This window comes from Limosilactobacillus viscerum (assembly GCF_947387525.1).
GTDB lineage: Bacteria > Bacillota > Bacilli > Lactobacillales > Lactobacillaceae > Limosilactobacillus > Limosilactobacillus viscerum.
Genome location: NZ_CANDNW010000011.1, coordinates 1 through 16126 on the forward strand (window position 1 = coordinate 1; position 16126 = coordinate 16126).

At 45.0% G+C, this 16126-nt stretch carries 20 protein-coding genes and 2 pseudogenes; 3 read left to right on the forward strand and 19 right to left on the reverse strand.

Annotation, left to right across the window (positions count from 1 at the left end):
- Positions 1-119: 119 nt before the first annotated feature.
- Both QOS07_RS04500 and QOS07_RS04505 read right to left on the reverse strand, forming a co-directional pair.
- The gene (locus QOS07_RS04500) at positions 120-758 is read right to left on the reverse strand and encodes an NAD(P)H-binding protein (protein ID WP_283587861.1); all 639 of its coding nucleotides are present in this window, start codon (positions 756-758) and stop codon (positions 120-122) included.
- A gap of 82 nt (positions 759-840) precedes the next feature.
- The gene (locus tag QOS07_RS04505) at positions 841-1143 is read right to left on the reverse strand and encodes a winged helix-turn-helix transcriptional regulator (protein ID WP_283587808.1); all 303 of its coding nucleotides are present in this window, start codon (positions 1141-1143) and stop codon (positions 841-843) included.
- Positions 1144-1276: 133 nt separating this feature from the next.
- Between QOS07_RS04505 and QOS07_RS04510 the strand changes: the two genes are divergently transcribed.
- Positions 1277-1879, forward strand: a complete 603-nt coding sequence (locus QOS07_RS04510; protein ID WP_283587809.1) for a nitroreductase family protein — start codon at positions 1277-1279, stop codon at positions 1877-1879.
- A gap of 85 nt (positions 1880-1964) precedes the next feature.
- Here the strand turns inward: QOS07_RS04510 and QOS07_RS04515 are convergent, their stop codons facing one another.
- The 5 genes from QOS07_RS04515 to QOS07_RS04535 form a co-directional block, all read right to left on the reverse strand.
- Entirely contained in the window at positions 1965-2642 is a 678-nt protein-coding gene (locus tag QOS07_RS04515; RefSeq protein WP_283587810.1) for a RibD family protein, read from the reverse strand.
- A gap of 137 nt (positions 2643-2779) precedes the next feature.
- The gene (locus QOS07_RS04520; RefSeq protein WP_283587811.1) at positions 2780-2950 is read right to left on the reverse strand and encodes a hypothetical protein; all 171 of its coding nucleotides are present in this window, start codon (positions 2948-2950) and stop codon (positions 2780-2782) included.
- A gap of 3 nt (positions 2951-2953) precedes the next feature.
- Positions 2954-3196, reverse strand: coding sequence for a MerR family transcriptional regulator (locus tag QOS07_RS04525; protein ID WP_283587812.1), 243 nt, complete (start codon positions 3194-3196; stop codon positions 2954-2956).
- Positions 3197-3209: 13 nt separating this feature from the next.
- Positions 3210-3566, reverse strand: coding sequence for a MerR family DNA-binding transcriptional regulator (locus QOS07_RS04530; protein ID WP_283587813.1), 357 nt, complete (start codon positions 3564-3566; stop codon positions 3210-3212).
- A 24-nt stretch (positions 3567-3590) separates the two neighbouring features.
- A complete protein-coding gene (locus tag QOS07_RS04535; protein WP_283587814.1) occupies positions 3591-4046 on the reverse strand; it encodes a flavodoxin in 456 nt (151 codons plus the stop codon).
- Between the two features lie 117 nt (positions 4047-4163).
- Between QOS07_RS04535 and QOS07_RS04540 the strand changes: the two genes are divergently transcribed.
- On the forward strand, positions 4164-5045 hold the full coding sequence (locus QOS07_RS04540; protein ID WP_283587815.1) for an alpha/beta hydrolase: 882 nt from the start codon (positions 4164-4166) through the stop codon (positions 5043-5045).
- Between the two features lie 117 nt (positions 5046-5162).
- Here the strand turns inward: QOS07_RS04540 and QOS07_RS04545 are convergent, their stop codons facing one another.
- The 3 genes from QOS07_RS04545 to QOS07_RS04555 form a co-directional block, all read right to left on the reverse strand.
- Positions 5163-5651 carry a flavodoxin gene (locus tag QOS07_RS04545; RefSeq protein ID WP_283587816.1) on the reverse strand — a complete coding sequence of 163 codons (489 nt, stop codon included), beginning with the start codon at positions 5649-5651 and terminating at the stop codon, positions 5163-5165.
- Positions 5652-5805: 154 nt separating this feature from the next.
- Complete coding sequence (locus tag QOS07_RS04550) at positions 5806-6672, reverse strand: aldo/keto reductase (protein ID WP_283587817.1); 867 nt, start codon at positions 6670-6672, stop codon at positions 5806-5808.
- Positions 6673-6806: 134 nt separating this feature from the next.
- Positions 6807-7388 carry an NAD-dependent epimerase/dehydratase family protein gene (locus tag QOS07_RS04555; RefSeq protein ID WP_283587818.1) on the reverse strand — a complete coding sequence of 194 codons (582 nt, stop codon included), beginning with the start codon at positions 7386-7388 and terminating at the stop codon, positions 6807-6809.
- Between the two features lie 111 nt (positions 7389-7499).
- Here QOS07_RS04555 and QOS07_RS04560 point away from each other — a divergent pair, with 111 nt between their 5' ends.
- A complete protein-coding gene (locus QOS07_RS04560) occupies positions 7500-8108 on the forward strand; it encodes a TetR/AcrR family transcriptional regulator (RefSeq protein WP_283587819.1) in 609 nt (202 codons plus the stop codon).
- Positions 8109-8262: 154 nt separating this feature from the next.
- Here QOS07_RS04560 and QOS07_RS04565 read toward each other — a convergent pair whose 3' ends face one another.
- The 9 genes and pseudogenes from QOS07_RS04565 to QOS07_RS04605 all read right to left on the reverse strand — a co-directional run bounded on the left by QOS07_RS04565 (position 8263) and on the right by QOS07_RS04605 (position 15969).
- A complete protein-coding gene (locus tag QOS07_RS04565; RefSeq protein WP_283587820.1) occupies positions 8263-9123 on the reverse strand; it encodes a hypothetical protein in 861 nt (286 codons plus the stop codon).
- Positions 9124-9293: 170 nt separating this feature from the next.
- Entirely contained in the window at positions 9294-9956 is a 663-nt protein-coding gene (gene ribB, locus QOS07_RS04570; protein ID WP_283587821.1) for a 3,4-dihydroxy-2-butanone-4-phosphate synthase, read from the reverse strand.
- A gap of 260 nt (positions 9957-10216) precedes the next feature.
- On the reverse strand, positions 10217-10669 hold the full coding sequence (locus QOS07_RS04575) for a flavodoxin family protein (protein WP_283587822.1): 453 nt from the start codon (positions 10667-10669) through the stop codon (positions 10217-10219).
- 39 nt (positions 10670-10708) lie between these two features.
- Positions 10709-11143 (reverse strand): MerR family transcriptional regulator, encoded by a 435-nt coding sequence (locus QOS07_RS04580; RefSeq protein WP_283587823.1) that lies wholly within the window; start codon positions 11141-11143, stop codon positions 10709-10711.
- Between the two features lie 133 nt (positions 11144-11276).
- On the reverse strand, positions 11277-12533 hold the full coding sequence (locus QOS07_RS04585) for an FAD-binding oxidoreductase (protein ID WP_283587824.1): 1257 nt from the start codon (positions 12531-12533) through the stop codon (positions 11277-11279).
- Positions 12534-12547: 14 nt separating this feature from the next.
- Positions 12548-13171 (reverse strand): annotated as a pseudogene (locus tag QOS07_RS04590) (flavodoxin).
- 20 nt (positions 13172-13191) lie between these two features.
- The gene (locus QOS07_RS04595; RefSeq protein WP_283587825.1) at positions 13192-14073 is read right to left on the reverse strand and encodes an alpha/beta hydrolase; all 882 of its coding nucleotides are present in this window, start codon (positions 14071-14073) and stop codon (positions 13192-13194) included.
- 67 nt (positions 14074-14140) lie between these two features.
- Positions 14141-15321: pseudogene (locus QOS07_RS04600) on the reverse strand (MFS transporter).
- 54 nt (positions 15322-15375) lie between these two features.
- The gene (locus tag QOS07_RS04605) at positions 15376-15969 is read right to left on the reverse strand and encodes a flavodoxin (protein WP_283587826.1); all 594 of its coding nucleotides are present in this window, start codon (positions 15967-15969) and stop codon (positions 15376-15378) included.
- Positions 15970-16126: the final 157 nt, after the last annotated feature.

Below are 16126 nucleotides of genomic sequence, written 5' to 3' on the forward strand. Positions count from 1 at the left end.
AATAGTGGTGCCCATAAAGGTCCTTCTTTCTAATGGAATGTTGTGGTGACACCATTAAAGACCTTTATGGGTTTTTTTGTCCACTAATATGTTCAACTTAAATTTTACAATCTGCCTAATTAATAAAAGCTTGGTTTTTCCCAATCCGTGTTTGGTTCGCCAATTCCAAGGCTTTCCCGGTGGTAATCTGCTTTACCCGTCAACAGGTCAGTCACAAACTGGGCGACAACCTGCCGGGTGATTTGAGACTCGGTGAAGGGTTCAACCTTTTTAGTTACGTGAATTGCGGTATTTCCATCTTGGTTATAAAGCCAGGTAATCCGCAAGACAATATAGTCCAGGTCACTGTTTTCCATTAATTGCGCTGATACCAGCCGCGAACTTCGCCAAGTTAATCCGGTATGTTTCCGGTACCACGCTTGGAATTTCCCAGTTACTTCCTGGTAAATATCAGGGACATTGCAGGCGATAAACTTTTTCATCCCTACTTCATCAAGTACTTTAATTAAGGAACCTACAATTTGCGGACCTGCAACAAAACTGAGGTAGACGGCATCTACCCCTGCTAAGTGCTTCTTAATCCTTGCTACCTCTTCAAATGTGCCATCCACCAGGCTTACCAGGTCACTTGCAAAACCCCGAAGCCTTTCTGAAACATTCCGGCCATACAAGACTAGCTCATCATCTGTCTGCTCAAGCAGGTTCTTTGTGACCATGCGGCCAATTTGACCAGCCGCTCCTAAAATCATCACTTTAATTACTGCACCATCTTTTACTAACCCTAACAAGAAATATATTCCCTTGAGTTGGCTAGAGGGCAAGCAAGAAAAGCATCTTTAATTATTCCCCCCAGGATTGCATGCTATCAATAATCGGCTTCAGTTGCTTGCCACGCTCCGTTAGCGAGTAATCAGTTGTTGCCGGGACGGTTGGGTAAACCCGTTTGGTCAGGATCCCGTCCCGCTCTAATTCTTTCAGTTGAAGTGCCAGCATCCGCCGCGAGCAGTTCTTCAATCTTGCCTGTAATTCACTAAAACGGCAAACCGGATTTTCAAGAAGTACATGGATGATTACTGCCTTCCATTTACCTGATATCACCTGTAGCGTCTGATCGATTGGACAATTTTTAATTGGTTTAGCCATCGGCGGCACCTCCTATCGAGAACCATTTTAACCTACTAATGACCAGGTGAAAAATAATTCACCTCTTGTGTCCCCATTTTATTAGGTTACTATTAGTAAGTAAATAAGCAAGCTAATCAGGAGGTCATCCATTATGGAATCAAAGTTTAATGAATTACTAGCAAAGCGCCGGTCAATCTATGCCCTCAGTGACCGGGTCGACGCCCAACCAGAAGAAATTTTTAACCTGGTAAAAGAAACCGTCCGTAATTCCCCCAGTGCTTTTAATAGTCAAAGTGTCCGGGCGGTCGTCCTCTTTGGTGCGTCCTCTGATAAGGTCTGGGACATCGTTGAAGAAACATTGGGTAAGATTGTGAAGGACCCTGAAGCCTTTAAGAAGACTCAGGCTAAAATCGCTAGTTTCCGCGCTGGCTATGGAACAGTCCTTTACTTAACTGACACTGAAATTGTACATAATCTCGAAAAACAGTTCCCATCTTACGCGGCTAACTTCGCTCCGTGGGCAGAACAAGCAATCGGCGGTGCTCAGCAGGCAGTGTGGGCAGCATTGGCAGAACAAGGGATTGGCGCTAGTTTGCAACACTACAACCCACTAATTGACGAAGCAGTTCATGAAGCCTTCAACCTCCCTGCTTCATGGCAATTGCGGGCTGAAATGCCATTTGGTGCAATCGAAGCACCAGCTGGCGATAAGGATTACCTGCCGGAAAATGAAGTATTTAAGTTAATTAAGTAATGTTTCATGTGAAACATTAAAAGCTGGCAAAAGAATTATTCCTGTTGCTAAATGCAACGGATTAATCCTTCTGCCAGCTTATTTTTTACTTTGTTAAGTACCGCAGCCAAATCGTACCATCATCATATGATTGAACATCTTTTAACTTCAATGGCAGTACTCTTCGACTGTTGGGGCGACCGTCAAACAGGCTCGGCTGTCCGGTCCGACCGTCTACACCGGGACCAATTACAACGCTAACTTCATCAACGAGACCCGCGTCGAGAAAGCCGCCATTAATCTTACCGCCGCCGACAACTGCTACCCGTTGAACGCCGAATTTATCGCCAAGAATTTCCAGCGCCCGTCCTAAGTCAATGTGTTCCTTACCAGTGGCAATCCAGGAAATTCCCTTTTCATTGAGGTAGTCTAAGTATTCTGGCGAAACCTGTTCACTAGTAATAATCAAGTGTGGTTGGGTCGCACCATCATCATTACCCCAGAGCAGACTTCCCTTGGTATCCATGACGATATTATAACTGCCTGCAGCAGCATTCTTAGCAAAGTCTTCCTTACCTAGCTGCGCGTCACCATTAGCCTTAAACTTACCGCCACCAGTTAATTCAGTTTCAGCAGTTACTCGACCGCTAATCCGACTTGGTGCATCCAAGCTGTTTAGCGTTGCATAATAATGGTCATTACCTTGCAATTGAATTGTCATCCCACAGTCAATCCGACCATCGAGAGACATCATCATATGAACCAAAACGTAAGGTTTACTCATTCCATTTACCTCCTCAGTTAATCGTTATGTTTATCATAAACAAGCAGTTTTGTAATTTAAAATACTTATTATTAGTGACATTTCATGCTTAAGGGGCATGGTAACCACTTCTAACAATTAGATTGGTTCCATGCCCTTTAGTTATCTTGTTTAAGCATCTTTTTCTTCCGCAACTGGTAGTACTCATCTTCTTCAAGAAAGGGAATAACATGACTTTCAAAGTGGTCAAGCTTATAAGCAAGGTAGTTAATTGTTTTATTTAGCTCGTCACGCTTCTTAACCAACGTTTCGTACTGTTCCTTAATCAAGGACTATTGTGCATCGCGGCTGTCCTTGTTATTCCGGTAAAGATTTACAAATTCAATCAAGGAGTCGACCGACATTCCAGCATTGCGCATTGCCTTAACAAAAAGTGCCCACTTAATCTCGCGCTCAGTGTAGTCCCGGTACCCGCTATCATTACGTGGCACTTTCGGAATTAAGCCACTATTTTCCCAGTAACGAAGCATTTCTTTGGGAATATCCAACCGTTCGCTAACTTCTTTAATGTTCAAGCTGCTTCCTCCATCAATTCTCGTTGACTGCCTGCCGTTCTTTTACCAGGCCCTCAATCCGCCCAATTTCATCAACTAGGCTTTGGTAATCATCCTTCAATGTCGCCAGCTGCTCCTTTAGCAGGTTTACCCGTGCCGGAGTAGCCTCCTTGCCTAGCTGTGCCAATTTTACATATTCAATCTGAAAATCACGCGAAACGTGCATTTGATTTAGCATCTTAGCAAAGCGAAGCCACTCAAGATCCACAGCTTCAACCTGCCGAAAGCCCTGCCGGTTCCGCTCAATCGGTGGAATAATTCCAGCATGTTCCCAGTGCCGAATTTGGTCTGGTGAAATCGATAATTGTTCCGCTGCTTGTTGAATATCCATTTACCATCCTCACTTAGTATTTCACTAGAGTAACTTATCTACCCATTGCTGCAGGTTACTGCCACCGGCATGACCAGGCAATACGTTTAAGCCCTGTGCCCACTGCTCAAAGACTTGTTCATATGCGCCCGGGGTACCGGCATGAGTATAAAATGTTGCCACTTTTCCACTAAAGCCAGCCATCTTTTCCAAGAAAGTATGGATTGGGGTTGCTGGTGCGGCACTCCAAACAGGGCTACCTACTAATACCAGGTCATACTTACTGAAGTCTGGCATTGTACCCGCCAGTTCAGGGTAATTGCCACTGTCAATTTGTTCCTTAGCAACATCATTGGTAGCGAACATGTCATTAGGGAATGTTCCCGCTGGTACCTTAATTTCAAAGGTATCTGCTCCAGGAATTAAATTTTGCAACTGGTCAGCCACCCGCTTGGTGCTGCCAGTTTTAGAATAGGTCGCAATTAATACTTTTGCTGCCATTATTTTTCCTCCTCAACTTTAATTCATAACGTCAATATAAACCTTGTAGCAAGCTTCAAGGCAAGCAGTTTTTTATCAGATGGGTTACTATATAGGGAAATCAAAGGAAGTGTAATCATGTCCGAAATTAACGAAAAATACGAGAAATACCGTCGGGAATGGAAGAAAAATGACGACAAGCGTGATGCCGGCTTAGATTCCCATCCCCATGACGTTGAACGAATTGATAATCTCAGCTATGGCAGCCACGGTGAGGACAATTACCTCGACATCTACCTTCCCCGCAAGCGTCAGGGATTGGTTCCCGTGGTCGTCAATGTCCATGGCGGTGGCTACTTCTACGGTACCAAGGAGACTTACCAGTATTACGGGCTAATGTTTGCCCAACACGGGTTTGCTTTTGTTAACTTTAACTACCAAAAGGCACCTGCTGTTCACTATCCCGGTGAAATTAATGAGGTTAACCAAGTATTTCACTGGGTTGCCGCTAATGGACACAACCATGACCTCGACCTTAACAATGTTTTCATCACTGGCGATAGCGCTGGCGGCCAAATGGCGGAACAATACATTACTGCTTACACCAATCCCGAATACCGTAAACTGCTCGGCTTTACTAAACCCCAACTGACCTTGCGTGCCGGCTTACTCAACTGCGGCTGCTACTTCTTAGGGCAACAGCTTAGCAAGCCATCCGTCATCGACGCATACTTCACACCCGCCGTTCGGGAAAAGTACCAGCAAAGTCTGCGGGTTGAGGACTATATCACTACCGATTTTTTGCCAACGTTTGTCATGACTTCCTATGACGACCCGCTCCGTGATACTGGTGTTCGTTTTGACCAATTCTTAACCGACCGCCATGTTTACCACCAGTTCAAGGAATACGGAACCCAAAAAGATCCGCGGGGTCACGTCTTCCACATTGACCAACGTGACGAGGTAGCCAAGCAATGTAACCACGAAGAAATGGAATTTCTCCGCCGCTACCTCCACTAAAGTAATAGTAACTACAATACACAAATAGCAGCTAGCATCCAGCTTACCGGACACTAGCTACCAATAATTGACATTTGAGACACGATAAGATGGGTATCCCTACGCCAATCGTGTTTTTTATTTTTTAAAATTCTGGCGTGGCAACCACTGGTCAACTCGTGCTGGGCTATTTAAAACCGCTCCTTCATTAAGGGTGACTTCATAGCCGTTTTCCTTAATTGTCCGTTCCACGAAACTTTGTGAACGTTCATAGGTTGACCCGCCGGAAGTAGCAAATAGGGCAACGTGTTTACCATTTAAGTCCAACTGGTCAATCAGGGTTGCAACTAGGCGGGGTGGAATTCCCCACCAAATCGGGTGACCAATCACAACATTGTCGTAATCGGCCAAGTCAGGCAGGTCATCCTTTATTGCCACCCGACTATTGTGCTGGTGCTGTTCAACCGTTGCCCGGGTACTAGTATCGTGCCAGTTTAGGTCGGTACTAGTATATGGCTGGGCCGCTTGAACTGCGTGGAGATCCGCACCTAATTGTTGAGCAATATATTCTGCAATTGCCTTCGTTGTTCCTGTAGCGGAATAATATAAAACAATTGTCTTTGCCATCCTATCTCCTCCTCGTATCTGGGTGATTAACTTAATCTTAACTGGTGATAATTAATATGTTAAATACTTATTACTACTAGTTTTTCATGTTTGAAAGGTATAGATAGTGATAAAAAAGAACGGCGGCAATTTAGGCCCCGTTCAAATTGATTTATTAGTCGTTTGCGTGAACATCAAATGCATTCAGAAGTGATTCAGCAACACCAGGTGCATCTGGATCATGCATCCCCTTGCCTTTATCAAGAGCCCGCATCTTATCCATTTCTTCGTCAGTTAATTCGAAGTCAAAGATGTCCAGGTTACTCTTAATCCGTGCTTCGTGAACTGACTTAGGGAAGACAACAATTCCTTCTTGGTTTTCAAAGCGGAGGATTACCTGCCCGGCATTCTTGTTGTACTTCTTAGCAATATCCAGGATAACTGGTTCATTCAACAGGTCCTTGTTACCTTCACCCAGTGGTGCCCAGGCTTCAACACGAACGTTATCCTTGGCCAAGATTTCACGTAATTCCTTTTGTTGAAAGTAAGGGTTGAATTCAACCTGGTTGACGGAAGGCACTTCATCAAAGTTTGGTACAAACTTGTTCCACAGCTTTGGTGTCATGTTAGAAACACCAATTGACCGAATCTTACCAGCCTTCTTAGCTTCTTCTAAGGCCTTCCATGCTTCTTCAACTTCACCGTATGGTTGGTGCAGGAGGTAAAGGTCAATGTAGTCCAGCCCCATCTTGTTCAGTGAAGTTTCAATTGACTTCTTTGCATCTTCATACTTGTAGTCTTGTAACCACATCTTAGTAGTTACCCAAATTTGGTCACGGGGAATACCACTATCCTTAATGGCCTTACCTACTTCTTGTTCGTTGAAGTAGGCAACGGCAGTATCAATATGGCGGTAACCAGCGGCCAAAGCCATCTTAACAGCATCATAAGTTGAACCATCGGCTGGAATTTGGAAAGTCCCAAAACCAATTACCGGAATGTTGTTACCATCATTTAACTTGAAAGTTTCTACGTTAGCCATTAAAACTCGCTCCTTTAATTTCTTTCATAATCATTGTCTATATCTTATGGCTAATCCGGCCAAATGAAAATTACTTGATCTCTATGGAGGCATACGGCAAACGTATAGCAATTTAATAAAGTTAGTTTCTGATGCTAACGGCCAGCTTTTACTAATTTTTCCCGTAATTCATTTACAACATCGCCCACCAGGACCGGCTTAAATTTCTTTGAAAAGATACCCAGAAACTTTAGTACTGGAACATTGCGGGTCATTGGGTCATGACGCCCAGCGCCGTACACTAGTGTTGGTTCAACATAGGCCAACGGAATTGTGCTCTCCTGTAAGTACTTAATTAATTGCTTCTTGGTGCTAGTAAACTGCTTAGGCCCCAGCACACCCCCAACGAAGCCCATTGCCCGACAATGCTTTTTTTCAGCCACTTGCCGCATTACGTGGGCGGGTTGTTGATTAAGCTTCTTAAATACGTGGGGATCCTTATTGGGTGCCCCTACAAAGTCAACAATGTAGTCAACCTGCTCCGGAATCTTGGCCAGGACGGCTTCCTCATCAGTTACATCAACTGCCAGAGTTGTTACTGCCGGTATTACCTGCTGGTTCTTACCAGAACGTGACAAAACATAGAAGTGTACATCATCCGTAGTATTCTGCAACCACTGGGCCACAAAGTTACGACCAAGGTACCCATTGCCACCCATTAATATAACATTTAACATTTTGCTTCCTCCATGTACTTAGTTAATCCATTGTAATTGTCCTCACACATAGAACCAATTTATAATAGTAGTTAAAATGTGCATTAAAATGTTATTAAGCTGGTGAAAATAATGAATGGCAATGATTTACGGTGGCAACGAACTCACGAGCAGATTAAACTGGCTTTTATTCATGAACTACGGAGAAAAAATTTCAACCAAGTAACCGTAACGAGCTTAATTAAAACGGCCAAAATTAGTCGGCGCGCTTTTTATCTCCATTATCAAGATAAGTTCGACCTCCTGAAGCAACTAGAACAGAGCCTAGTTAAGCAACTAACTACCGCTTTTTCCGTCGACCACCGTCACTTTCTCAATTCACTTACTGATAAGTCAGCACTTTGGCAACAAAATTATTTTTTCCTCACCAATGTGTTAACGCTAATCGACCAAGAACGACCACTATTTAAGGCCCTCCTGTCGAAACGTGGTGACCCCCAGTTTACAGAACAACTATGGGACTTGACTGCCCAGGAGCTTGATACCCGCATCGACCTCTACCATGCCCACTTTACTGATCAAATTCCGGCTAAATACGCACAAGTCTTAATTGTTGACGGAATAATTGGCATGGTTAAAGCCTGGATCGCTAATCCCCATCCAGAAAGTGTTAAAAACTTTTCACGAATCCTAACCAACAGTCAATTAGTCGCACCATTTAATCTTATTAGTAATCAATGAATCAAAAGTACACAATGCGGCACACAAAAGAGGCCCAAAGCCCGGCAAAAACCAAGCTCTGGACCTCTCGCGGAGGGTTCTAGAGATATATAAACTTCCTCCGTTTCCTCCCCCACTCTTCAACTAGCCATGAATATGATACCCAAGTTAAAAACTAGTGGACAAAATCAATTTCCGTTGCGAGGGCACGAACTTTGGCAACGGCACCGTCATTATTAACCTTATTAATCACTTTATGTAAGTTAACCGATCCGTGGTGGTGGTCACCGGCACCATAGAAGTAAATTTCACCATCATGGTCAACGGTGTAGTCAAAACTACCTTCCTGGGCATTTTTAGTAACCAGTTCAAACATAATTCCGTTGCCGGGTTCATCAACATCGCTGGAATCACGCTGGCGAAGCTCCATGCCGCCATTTTTCACTGAGTCCTTAAACATCCGTGGCTGTTGGTAATAAACAATAGCCGCCGCTGTCTCCATCGGGGTAATCGAGTTATACTCCAGTTTGCTACCAGTTGAGTTCTTGGCTGGCTGTTGGCTTGCCTGGCCGGTGCCGGTACTGAGGTTAAAGTTCTTAATAATCCGGTCAAAGTAAGGCTTATCATCCCCATACTTAGCAGCTAATGCTGACTTAGAATAGGTCTTTGACGCGTTCTTATCCCCCATTCCGGTACCATCACTCTTAAAATCATCATAACTAACAGTGACACTATCCGCATTAACGATCATGTCGGTAGTATGGCCACCAAAACCGATTGTGTAGGTATTTCCCTTTTGGGTTAACGTCATCCCAATTCCATCTTTTGCTGGCTTTTCCTTCGCAATTTCAGCAATCTTTGCGTCCTTATCCAGCATTAGGTAGCCCATCAATGCATACTCACTATCGTTGTACTTAGCGCTAGCCATTGCCGAACTAATAAGGTGGTTGGCAACTGGGGCGTCCGTTAATGGTGTGACCGTCATCAACGTGGTTGCGGCAAGCATTGCTCCTGCCATCATAACTTTCTTATTCACAATCTTTCTCCTCCATTAATTAATACTTCTAACTATAACTAGTTGGGTAGTAAAAAAGCAAATGGTGGTAAGTGGTCCGGCCTAAACTAAATTGCTTATGATTTGGTAATAAAAAACGGGTGGACAACATCCGCTGTCACACCCGTCAAAAACGTCTTTGGTGAAATTTACTATTCAGTGACCCGCGCCAGTTGAGCCGCGTAATCAATTCCCTTAGCATCCATGTAATCTGTAATTTGCTTAATTGTCAGGAATGGGACATGGACCCGTTGTGCCAATTCAAACAGGCTGTCCCGACGAGCCATCGTTCCATCTTCCTTCAAGACTTCAATAATTACTGCAACTGGTTCCTTACCAGCAAGGTAGGCAAGGTCAACCGCTGCTTCAGTATGGCCAGTCCGGTCACGAAGCCCCCGTTCTTGTGCATACAGGGGTTGAATATGACCAGGGTGGTTAAAGTCAGTTGCCTTCGCGGTTGGCTTAGCAATCTGTCGAATTGTTGCTGCACGGTCAAAAGCAGAAACGCCGGTAGTAACACCGGTAGCTTCATAAGTCCCATCGGCAGTAACCATGAATGGTGTTTGGTTCGGGTCGGTGCTGTGTTCAACCATCGGCTTAAAGCCCAGCCGATCGGCAATTTGTTCGCTGACGGGAACGCACATCAGCCCATTAGCTTCATTAAGCATCTCGTAGACGGTCCCAGCATCAATGCCATCGCCAAGAGCAACCAGGTCTCCTTCATTTTCCCGGTTCTCATCATCAGCGAGGATAATGTAGCCACCATTCTTTAATTGAGTCAGTGCCTCTTCAACAGTTGAGAATTCGTTTTGCATTAGTCAGTTTCTCCTTTGTAAGTTCACGAGTAACAGTGCAACAACATTCGAATGTGTCATTATAATAACGAACTATTTGTTTTAAATCAACTAATTTTTAAACAAAAATCGAATATTTAAACTAATTAAGCATATAAAACTATTTAAAAACGAACAAAAAGAATGAAAAGTGGTCATGGCAAAGTTTGGCTTTTGTCACGACCACTTTTTATTAGTTTCGAATACTTCCAGCGATAACTCATGTCACAGGCTGTTTATTTTCATAATTTTTGCTGTAACTTTGTAAACTTCTTATTCGGTGTTGCTGCGCCCACAAAATCCAAGCCGAGCACCTTGCAGAAACGACTGACTAACTTCGTTGCCGGACCAATTGTGTCGCTTGGGTCGGCTCCCTGTACCAGTAAGTAAACTTGCTTACCGGCAAGTGCCTTCACTTTTTCCACTGGCATTTGTGATACCCGTTCCATCAATACTTTTAGGTAGGCACTAATCGTGTGCCAGTACACTGGTGTCCCCAGGATAATTTGATCTGCCGCTAATAACTGATCATAAATTACGCTGAATTGGTCATCAGGATAATCTTGCCCAAGCTGGTAAACCTTGTACTGAGATAGTGCAACTTCTTGGTAATCGTGTCCGCTTAAAAAGCGTTGACCAAACTGGTGGGTATTACCAGTCGGATTTTGACTGGCATTAACAAAAAGAATACTCATATAATCACCTCAGACTGATTATATGAGCTGGAGCTAACTCTATGGCAACGGTTCTTTTTGGAGAAGTTTTTGAACAAGAGCTGACTTTTCATCATGACAAACATCAAGTCGTCCCTCTTCGACCGCCGTTTGGTAATACTTAACCTTGCCATTAATCAGGTCAAGCTTCTCCTGGAGGTCCTGCATCTGGGCTTCAACCTTTGCCTGCTGTCTCTCAAATAATTGTAACCGTTCCGGGGCAGTATCGATTCCCTCGCCAACGAGTTGAACATACCGCTTGATATTTTGGAGGGACATCCCCGTCTGCTTGAGGCATTCAACCGTGTTGAGGGTTAAAATGTCATCTTCAGAAAACTCCCGTCGGCCATACTGGTCCCGCTTGACGTTGTTTAAGAGGCCAATTCGTTCGTAATAGCGAAGGGTATAAATACTGATCCCCAGTAATTCGCTAACTTCCTTGATTTGATATGACATACAATCGCTCCTATTCTCGCTAACATGGCTAAAATAATTAATACTTAATTAAAGTATACAAAAAATGCGCCACATTTCTAGAAAGAAAGGTGCGCATTTTCATATTTTACATTGTCATCCGCTCATCTGATAGCTAGCCCTTGTGGAAACCACGCTGGCGAAGAGTATGCCGAACCTTAAGAACACGGTTGGCAGAACCAACAATGATTACCTGACCCTCAGCGACTTCCGCATCACTAATTAAGTCACACAGTTGAGTTTCATCAAAGCGGTGGTGCTGGGCATCAACCTGTACGCCTTGTTTGCGTAATGAAGCTAACTGTTGCTGGTAATATTCATCATTCACCTGTGGGCCCGACCAAATGAGGTGGAGCTTTTTCTGTCCCGCATACTGGTTCGCCAAACTAAGCAATGGTGCAATCCCTGAACCGAGGCCATACAGGATTACCGGACCGTTAGCGGCAGAAACTTCCTGGTCAAATTGACCAAACGGACCCGCCAACTTTACCGCGGTCCCCACTGGAATTTGGGAAACTTTTCTTGTAAAGTCGCCCAAGCGGTGGATCGTTAAAGTCAATTCGTTGCCGTTCTGGCGCGGGGCTGACGCTACCGAGAACGGGTGTGTTTCATATGAAACATTATTTTTATCCCGGAACGAAACAAAGTAGAAATCCCCCGCCTGGTATGCCGGTTGCGTGGTTGAAAGACGGATAACTACCTTTTGGAGCTGGTCATCAATGGCCTCGTTTTCAACCACTACCCCTGCGCTAGCCGCAACCGACCAGCGAATTTTCCACACCGCATATGCCAAAATTGCAAGTATAGTATAGGCATTGAAGACTAACCGAAAACCGGGGACATTCAACCGGGCAATTAGTTGAACGTGGAGCCAAATCAAGGCAACCGCCAGCCAATTCAGCCGGTGGAGCCAAATAGAAACCTGGTGCTTAAAGACGTGTCGTTCTAGTATTCCCTTTAAAATGCGAACCCATTGAACCCAGTCAACGAGCCAGCCGGACAGGAAGAGGATCGCATATACTATCATGAAGATTTCCAAATACCAGGCAATGTTTCCCGTATCCTTAATCAACGGAAACATCGAAAAAGCAATGAACTTATGGAAAGTTGCTGCCACTAGTGCAAGAACCCCTAGCAGCCCGTGTAACAGGTACAGCGATGGTAAACCTATCTGCTGTGCCAGCCACCGGGGCCGGGTTGAGAAGTAAATTGTCGCTAGCCACCAAACATAAGCAACAATCCCCAGGTCGTAAGCAATCAAGTGGTCGGGCGTATCAAGCATTTGCGTGTCTAAGAGGTAAATAAGCGGTAGCGACAAAGCCACCAGGGCCAGCCAGACTACCGCCATTTTTGCAATGTGTGTCTTTTTCATCTTAACCCACCGTATTAGTAGCCAAGACCATCAAGCCAGCTGTTAACCCGCTTTTGAACTTGACTTGGGTTATTCTTGACTGAGTTACCACGAGCAGTAAAGCCCTTGCGTACCTTAGACTTTGGGAATTGCTTCTTCAGAACTGAACTAGTGTTACCCAGACCAGAACCTTCAGATGTCGTAAATGGAATCAAGGTCTTACCGTTCAAGCCACTTTCCTTGTCCAGGAAGGTCCGGACAACCATTGGGTATTCACCCCACTAGATTGGGCCACCGACAAAGACAGTGTCATACTTGCTAACATTAGGGAGTTTACCCTTGATTGCCGGACGGGCATCACGGTCTTGTTCCCGTTGGGCAACCTTAGTGGTTTGGTCATAACCGTTTGGGTAAGCCTTCTTTGGTACGATTTCGTAAGTATCAGCACCAGTCTTTTGCTTGATAAAGTTGGCTACTTGGGCAGTGTTACCCTTACTCAGGGAGCCACCATAAACCCCTTTGGTACGGGAAAAGTAAACAACTAAGGTTTTCTTATTCGATGCCGCCTTGGCGGTTGCGTTATTACTAAAGGCGACGGTACCAACCACAGCTGCTACCAGTGTCACCGCTACAGCGAGCGTTTTCCAAAGTTTTTTCATGTTAATTCCTTCTTTCTTGACTAGTTAAAAATTTGACTTGCGTAGTGACTAAACGCCCGCCGCGTAGTTTGCGGGCTATGCGTCCCACCCGGTACCTGGTAATACTGGAGATTACGGTTATTAAATTCTGGCAAACAGTGCATTGCCTGAATTTGCGGCTCCATTGAACCACTAGTGCCGTCGTTACGGCCAACTCCTGCAAGAATCTTAAAGTCCAATTGGGAGTGGTCTTGGACTGTCTGAGCTAACCGGCGTGCGGTCCGGGTTGGTGCGGTGGAACCACCATCATCCTGAACGGTCCAGCTGTCACCGGCAACCGGAATAAATGTCCGGAAGTACGGCAACTGATACTGGAAAGCATACCAGGTTGTAATGGCTCCCATTGAAAAGCCGCCAAACGCCCGGTGGTTACGTGAAGCCTGCAACGCCTGGGTGCTAGTACCGTTAGCATAAGTGTGGTAGCGACCTTCGACAGCAGGAACCAGATCTTGGACAAGTTCATTTTGAGCAAAGGTCCGGTTAAGGCGGTTGTCACGATAATAATCACTAGTGACGAAGCTCCGGTTAGGATAATAAGTTGGGAATACCACGATTGATGGCTTCAACTTACCGGAAGAAATCAATTGGTCCAGGCTCCGTTGAAAGTTACCATCACGGAAGAAGTCCCGCGGGGTTTCTGTTGAACCGTGTACCAGGTAAATGACGTTATAGCGGTGGCTGGAGCTATAATTTGGCGGCAAGTAGACAAGTGCCGACTTACGATAGTCTTTTCCCCGGTATTGAGTTTGGTAATTTACCGTCTCAACCCGTGAACTAGATGCGTAAGTATTCCTGACTGTAATTGCAACCACGTACAAGATACCTCCAATCACTAGCAGTAATTTCAATGCTTTTTTTATCATCGTGTCACCTCTTTGCTTTCAAATTATCAGTAATATAAACCTTGCAGTGAACTTCAAGTCAATAGTTTTAATGATGTTCAACCGCCCCATTAAGCTTTTGGCGGTTAAATAGGTAAATTACTAGGACAATCGGGAGAATTACCAGCATGACCGGGTAGAACCAGGTCAACGGCAGGTAGTTGTCAATTAATCCCCCAATGATTGGGCCAAGTGACATCCCAATGTCGAGGCCTAAATAGAAGGTCGAATTGGCAAGCCCCTGTTCAGCCATCGGTGCCAACATCAGGGAAGTTGACTGGCAGATGGAAAACATAATTCCATATCCAAGGGCCATACAACCCGCTGCCACCGCCATTTGCCAATCACTATTCATAATCGCCAGGAAAACAATGTAAACCACGGAAGCAACCGCGCAGATTGCAAACCAGACACCAAAGCGAACCGTGTCGAAGAAATTCTTGAGGGCAATCCGGATAGCAAACAGGACTACCGCATAAATGAAGAAGTACATCCCAACCGCCACATTAAGGTGACGTTGGGCAACATACATCACGATATCCGCCTGGGTAGCAAAATATGGGATTGACAGCAACGACATAATTGACGCCACGGCAAGCGTATCTTTCTGGATAATCTTGAAGTGGTGGCGTCCCTTATTTTCCTGCGGCCGGTACTTCGGCTGGGCCGGGTTGCCAACAAACTGGATCAAGATCACCATTAATAGGACCGCTGCCGCAGAAACGCCTAACATCGGCCGGTAACCAATTACCTGGTAAAGGTTGATTGCCAGTGCGGGTGCAAGGGCCATTGATGAGGCATTAAGCAAGCCGTAGTAACCCATTGCCTCACCGACATGGTCACGGGGAACCAGAAAAGCAATCCAGGTCGCCATGCAGACCGTACAGAAAACGAAACCAATTCCATTAATGAAGCGGAACAGTAAGAGAAGTTGGGAATTGGGGGCGAAGACATAACCGAGGGTACCGATAAAGCAGATGCTCCCGCCAAAGAAGGTCAGTCGGTACTTGGAAATCCGGTCGGTTAAATTACCCGCAACTGGCCGCAAAATCATTGAGATGATATTCATCACCCCAACGACGATCCCGGCAAAAGCACTGCTTGCGCCAATGTCACGTGCATACCATTAATCAATGGATTAACCGCCATGGTTGAAAACTGAAACAGAAATGTCGCCGCCATTACTAAGATCGTATCCTTAGTAAAAAGCTTCTCTTGATGGTCCGCCATCAAATTGCCTTCCTTCCACAAAAGTGGCCGCTACTTGTCGGCCACTAAAAAATCCTAGTTATTGTTCATCAGACCATTCCGTTGCAAGAACTTCCGCAGTTGAGCGTTATTATCATCGTAACGGAAACCATTCTTGATCGTTGCTCCATCAGCCCGAGCCAACCGACGCATTGTTGGCATCGAAGCCTTCATCGGGGTGCTCATGCTAGTGGTAAATGGAATAATGGTCTTTCCCTGGAAATTGTATGCATCAAACAGGGAGTGGATAACCATTGGTGGTTGTTGCCACCAAGTTGGGAACCCAACCATCACCGTGCTGTACTGATCAAGGTTTGGCAAGTTGTGCTTGATTGCCGGGTGAATATTGTGCCGCCGTTCACGGTCGGCTACTCGGGCGTAATTGTCATAGCCTTTCGGGTAAGGGGTTGCCCGTTGAAGACGGACAATATCTGCACTGGTATAGTGCTGAATCTGTTGGGCGGCTTGTTTTGTTGTCCCTGACATAGAGAAGTAGACAATTAACGTCTTGTTGCCGTTAGAACTTGCAGCTGACGCATTGTTGTTATGGCTATCGAAGCCAAAGACGAGAGCAAACATCGCTACAGTTGCAATAATGATTGCAGTTAACCAGCTAAAATGTTTGTGCATAGTTATTCACTCCTTATTCAATCTTGTTTGTGAAAAGTTTAGACCTTACAGTTAACTCGAAGGCAAGTAATCCTGTAAAATCAATCTTTAACTTTCGATGTTTCTAATTATATGGTGCATAGCAAAGAGAATAAATTATCAAAACTCAATAGCACCA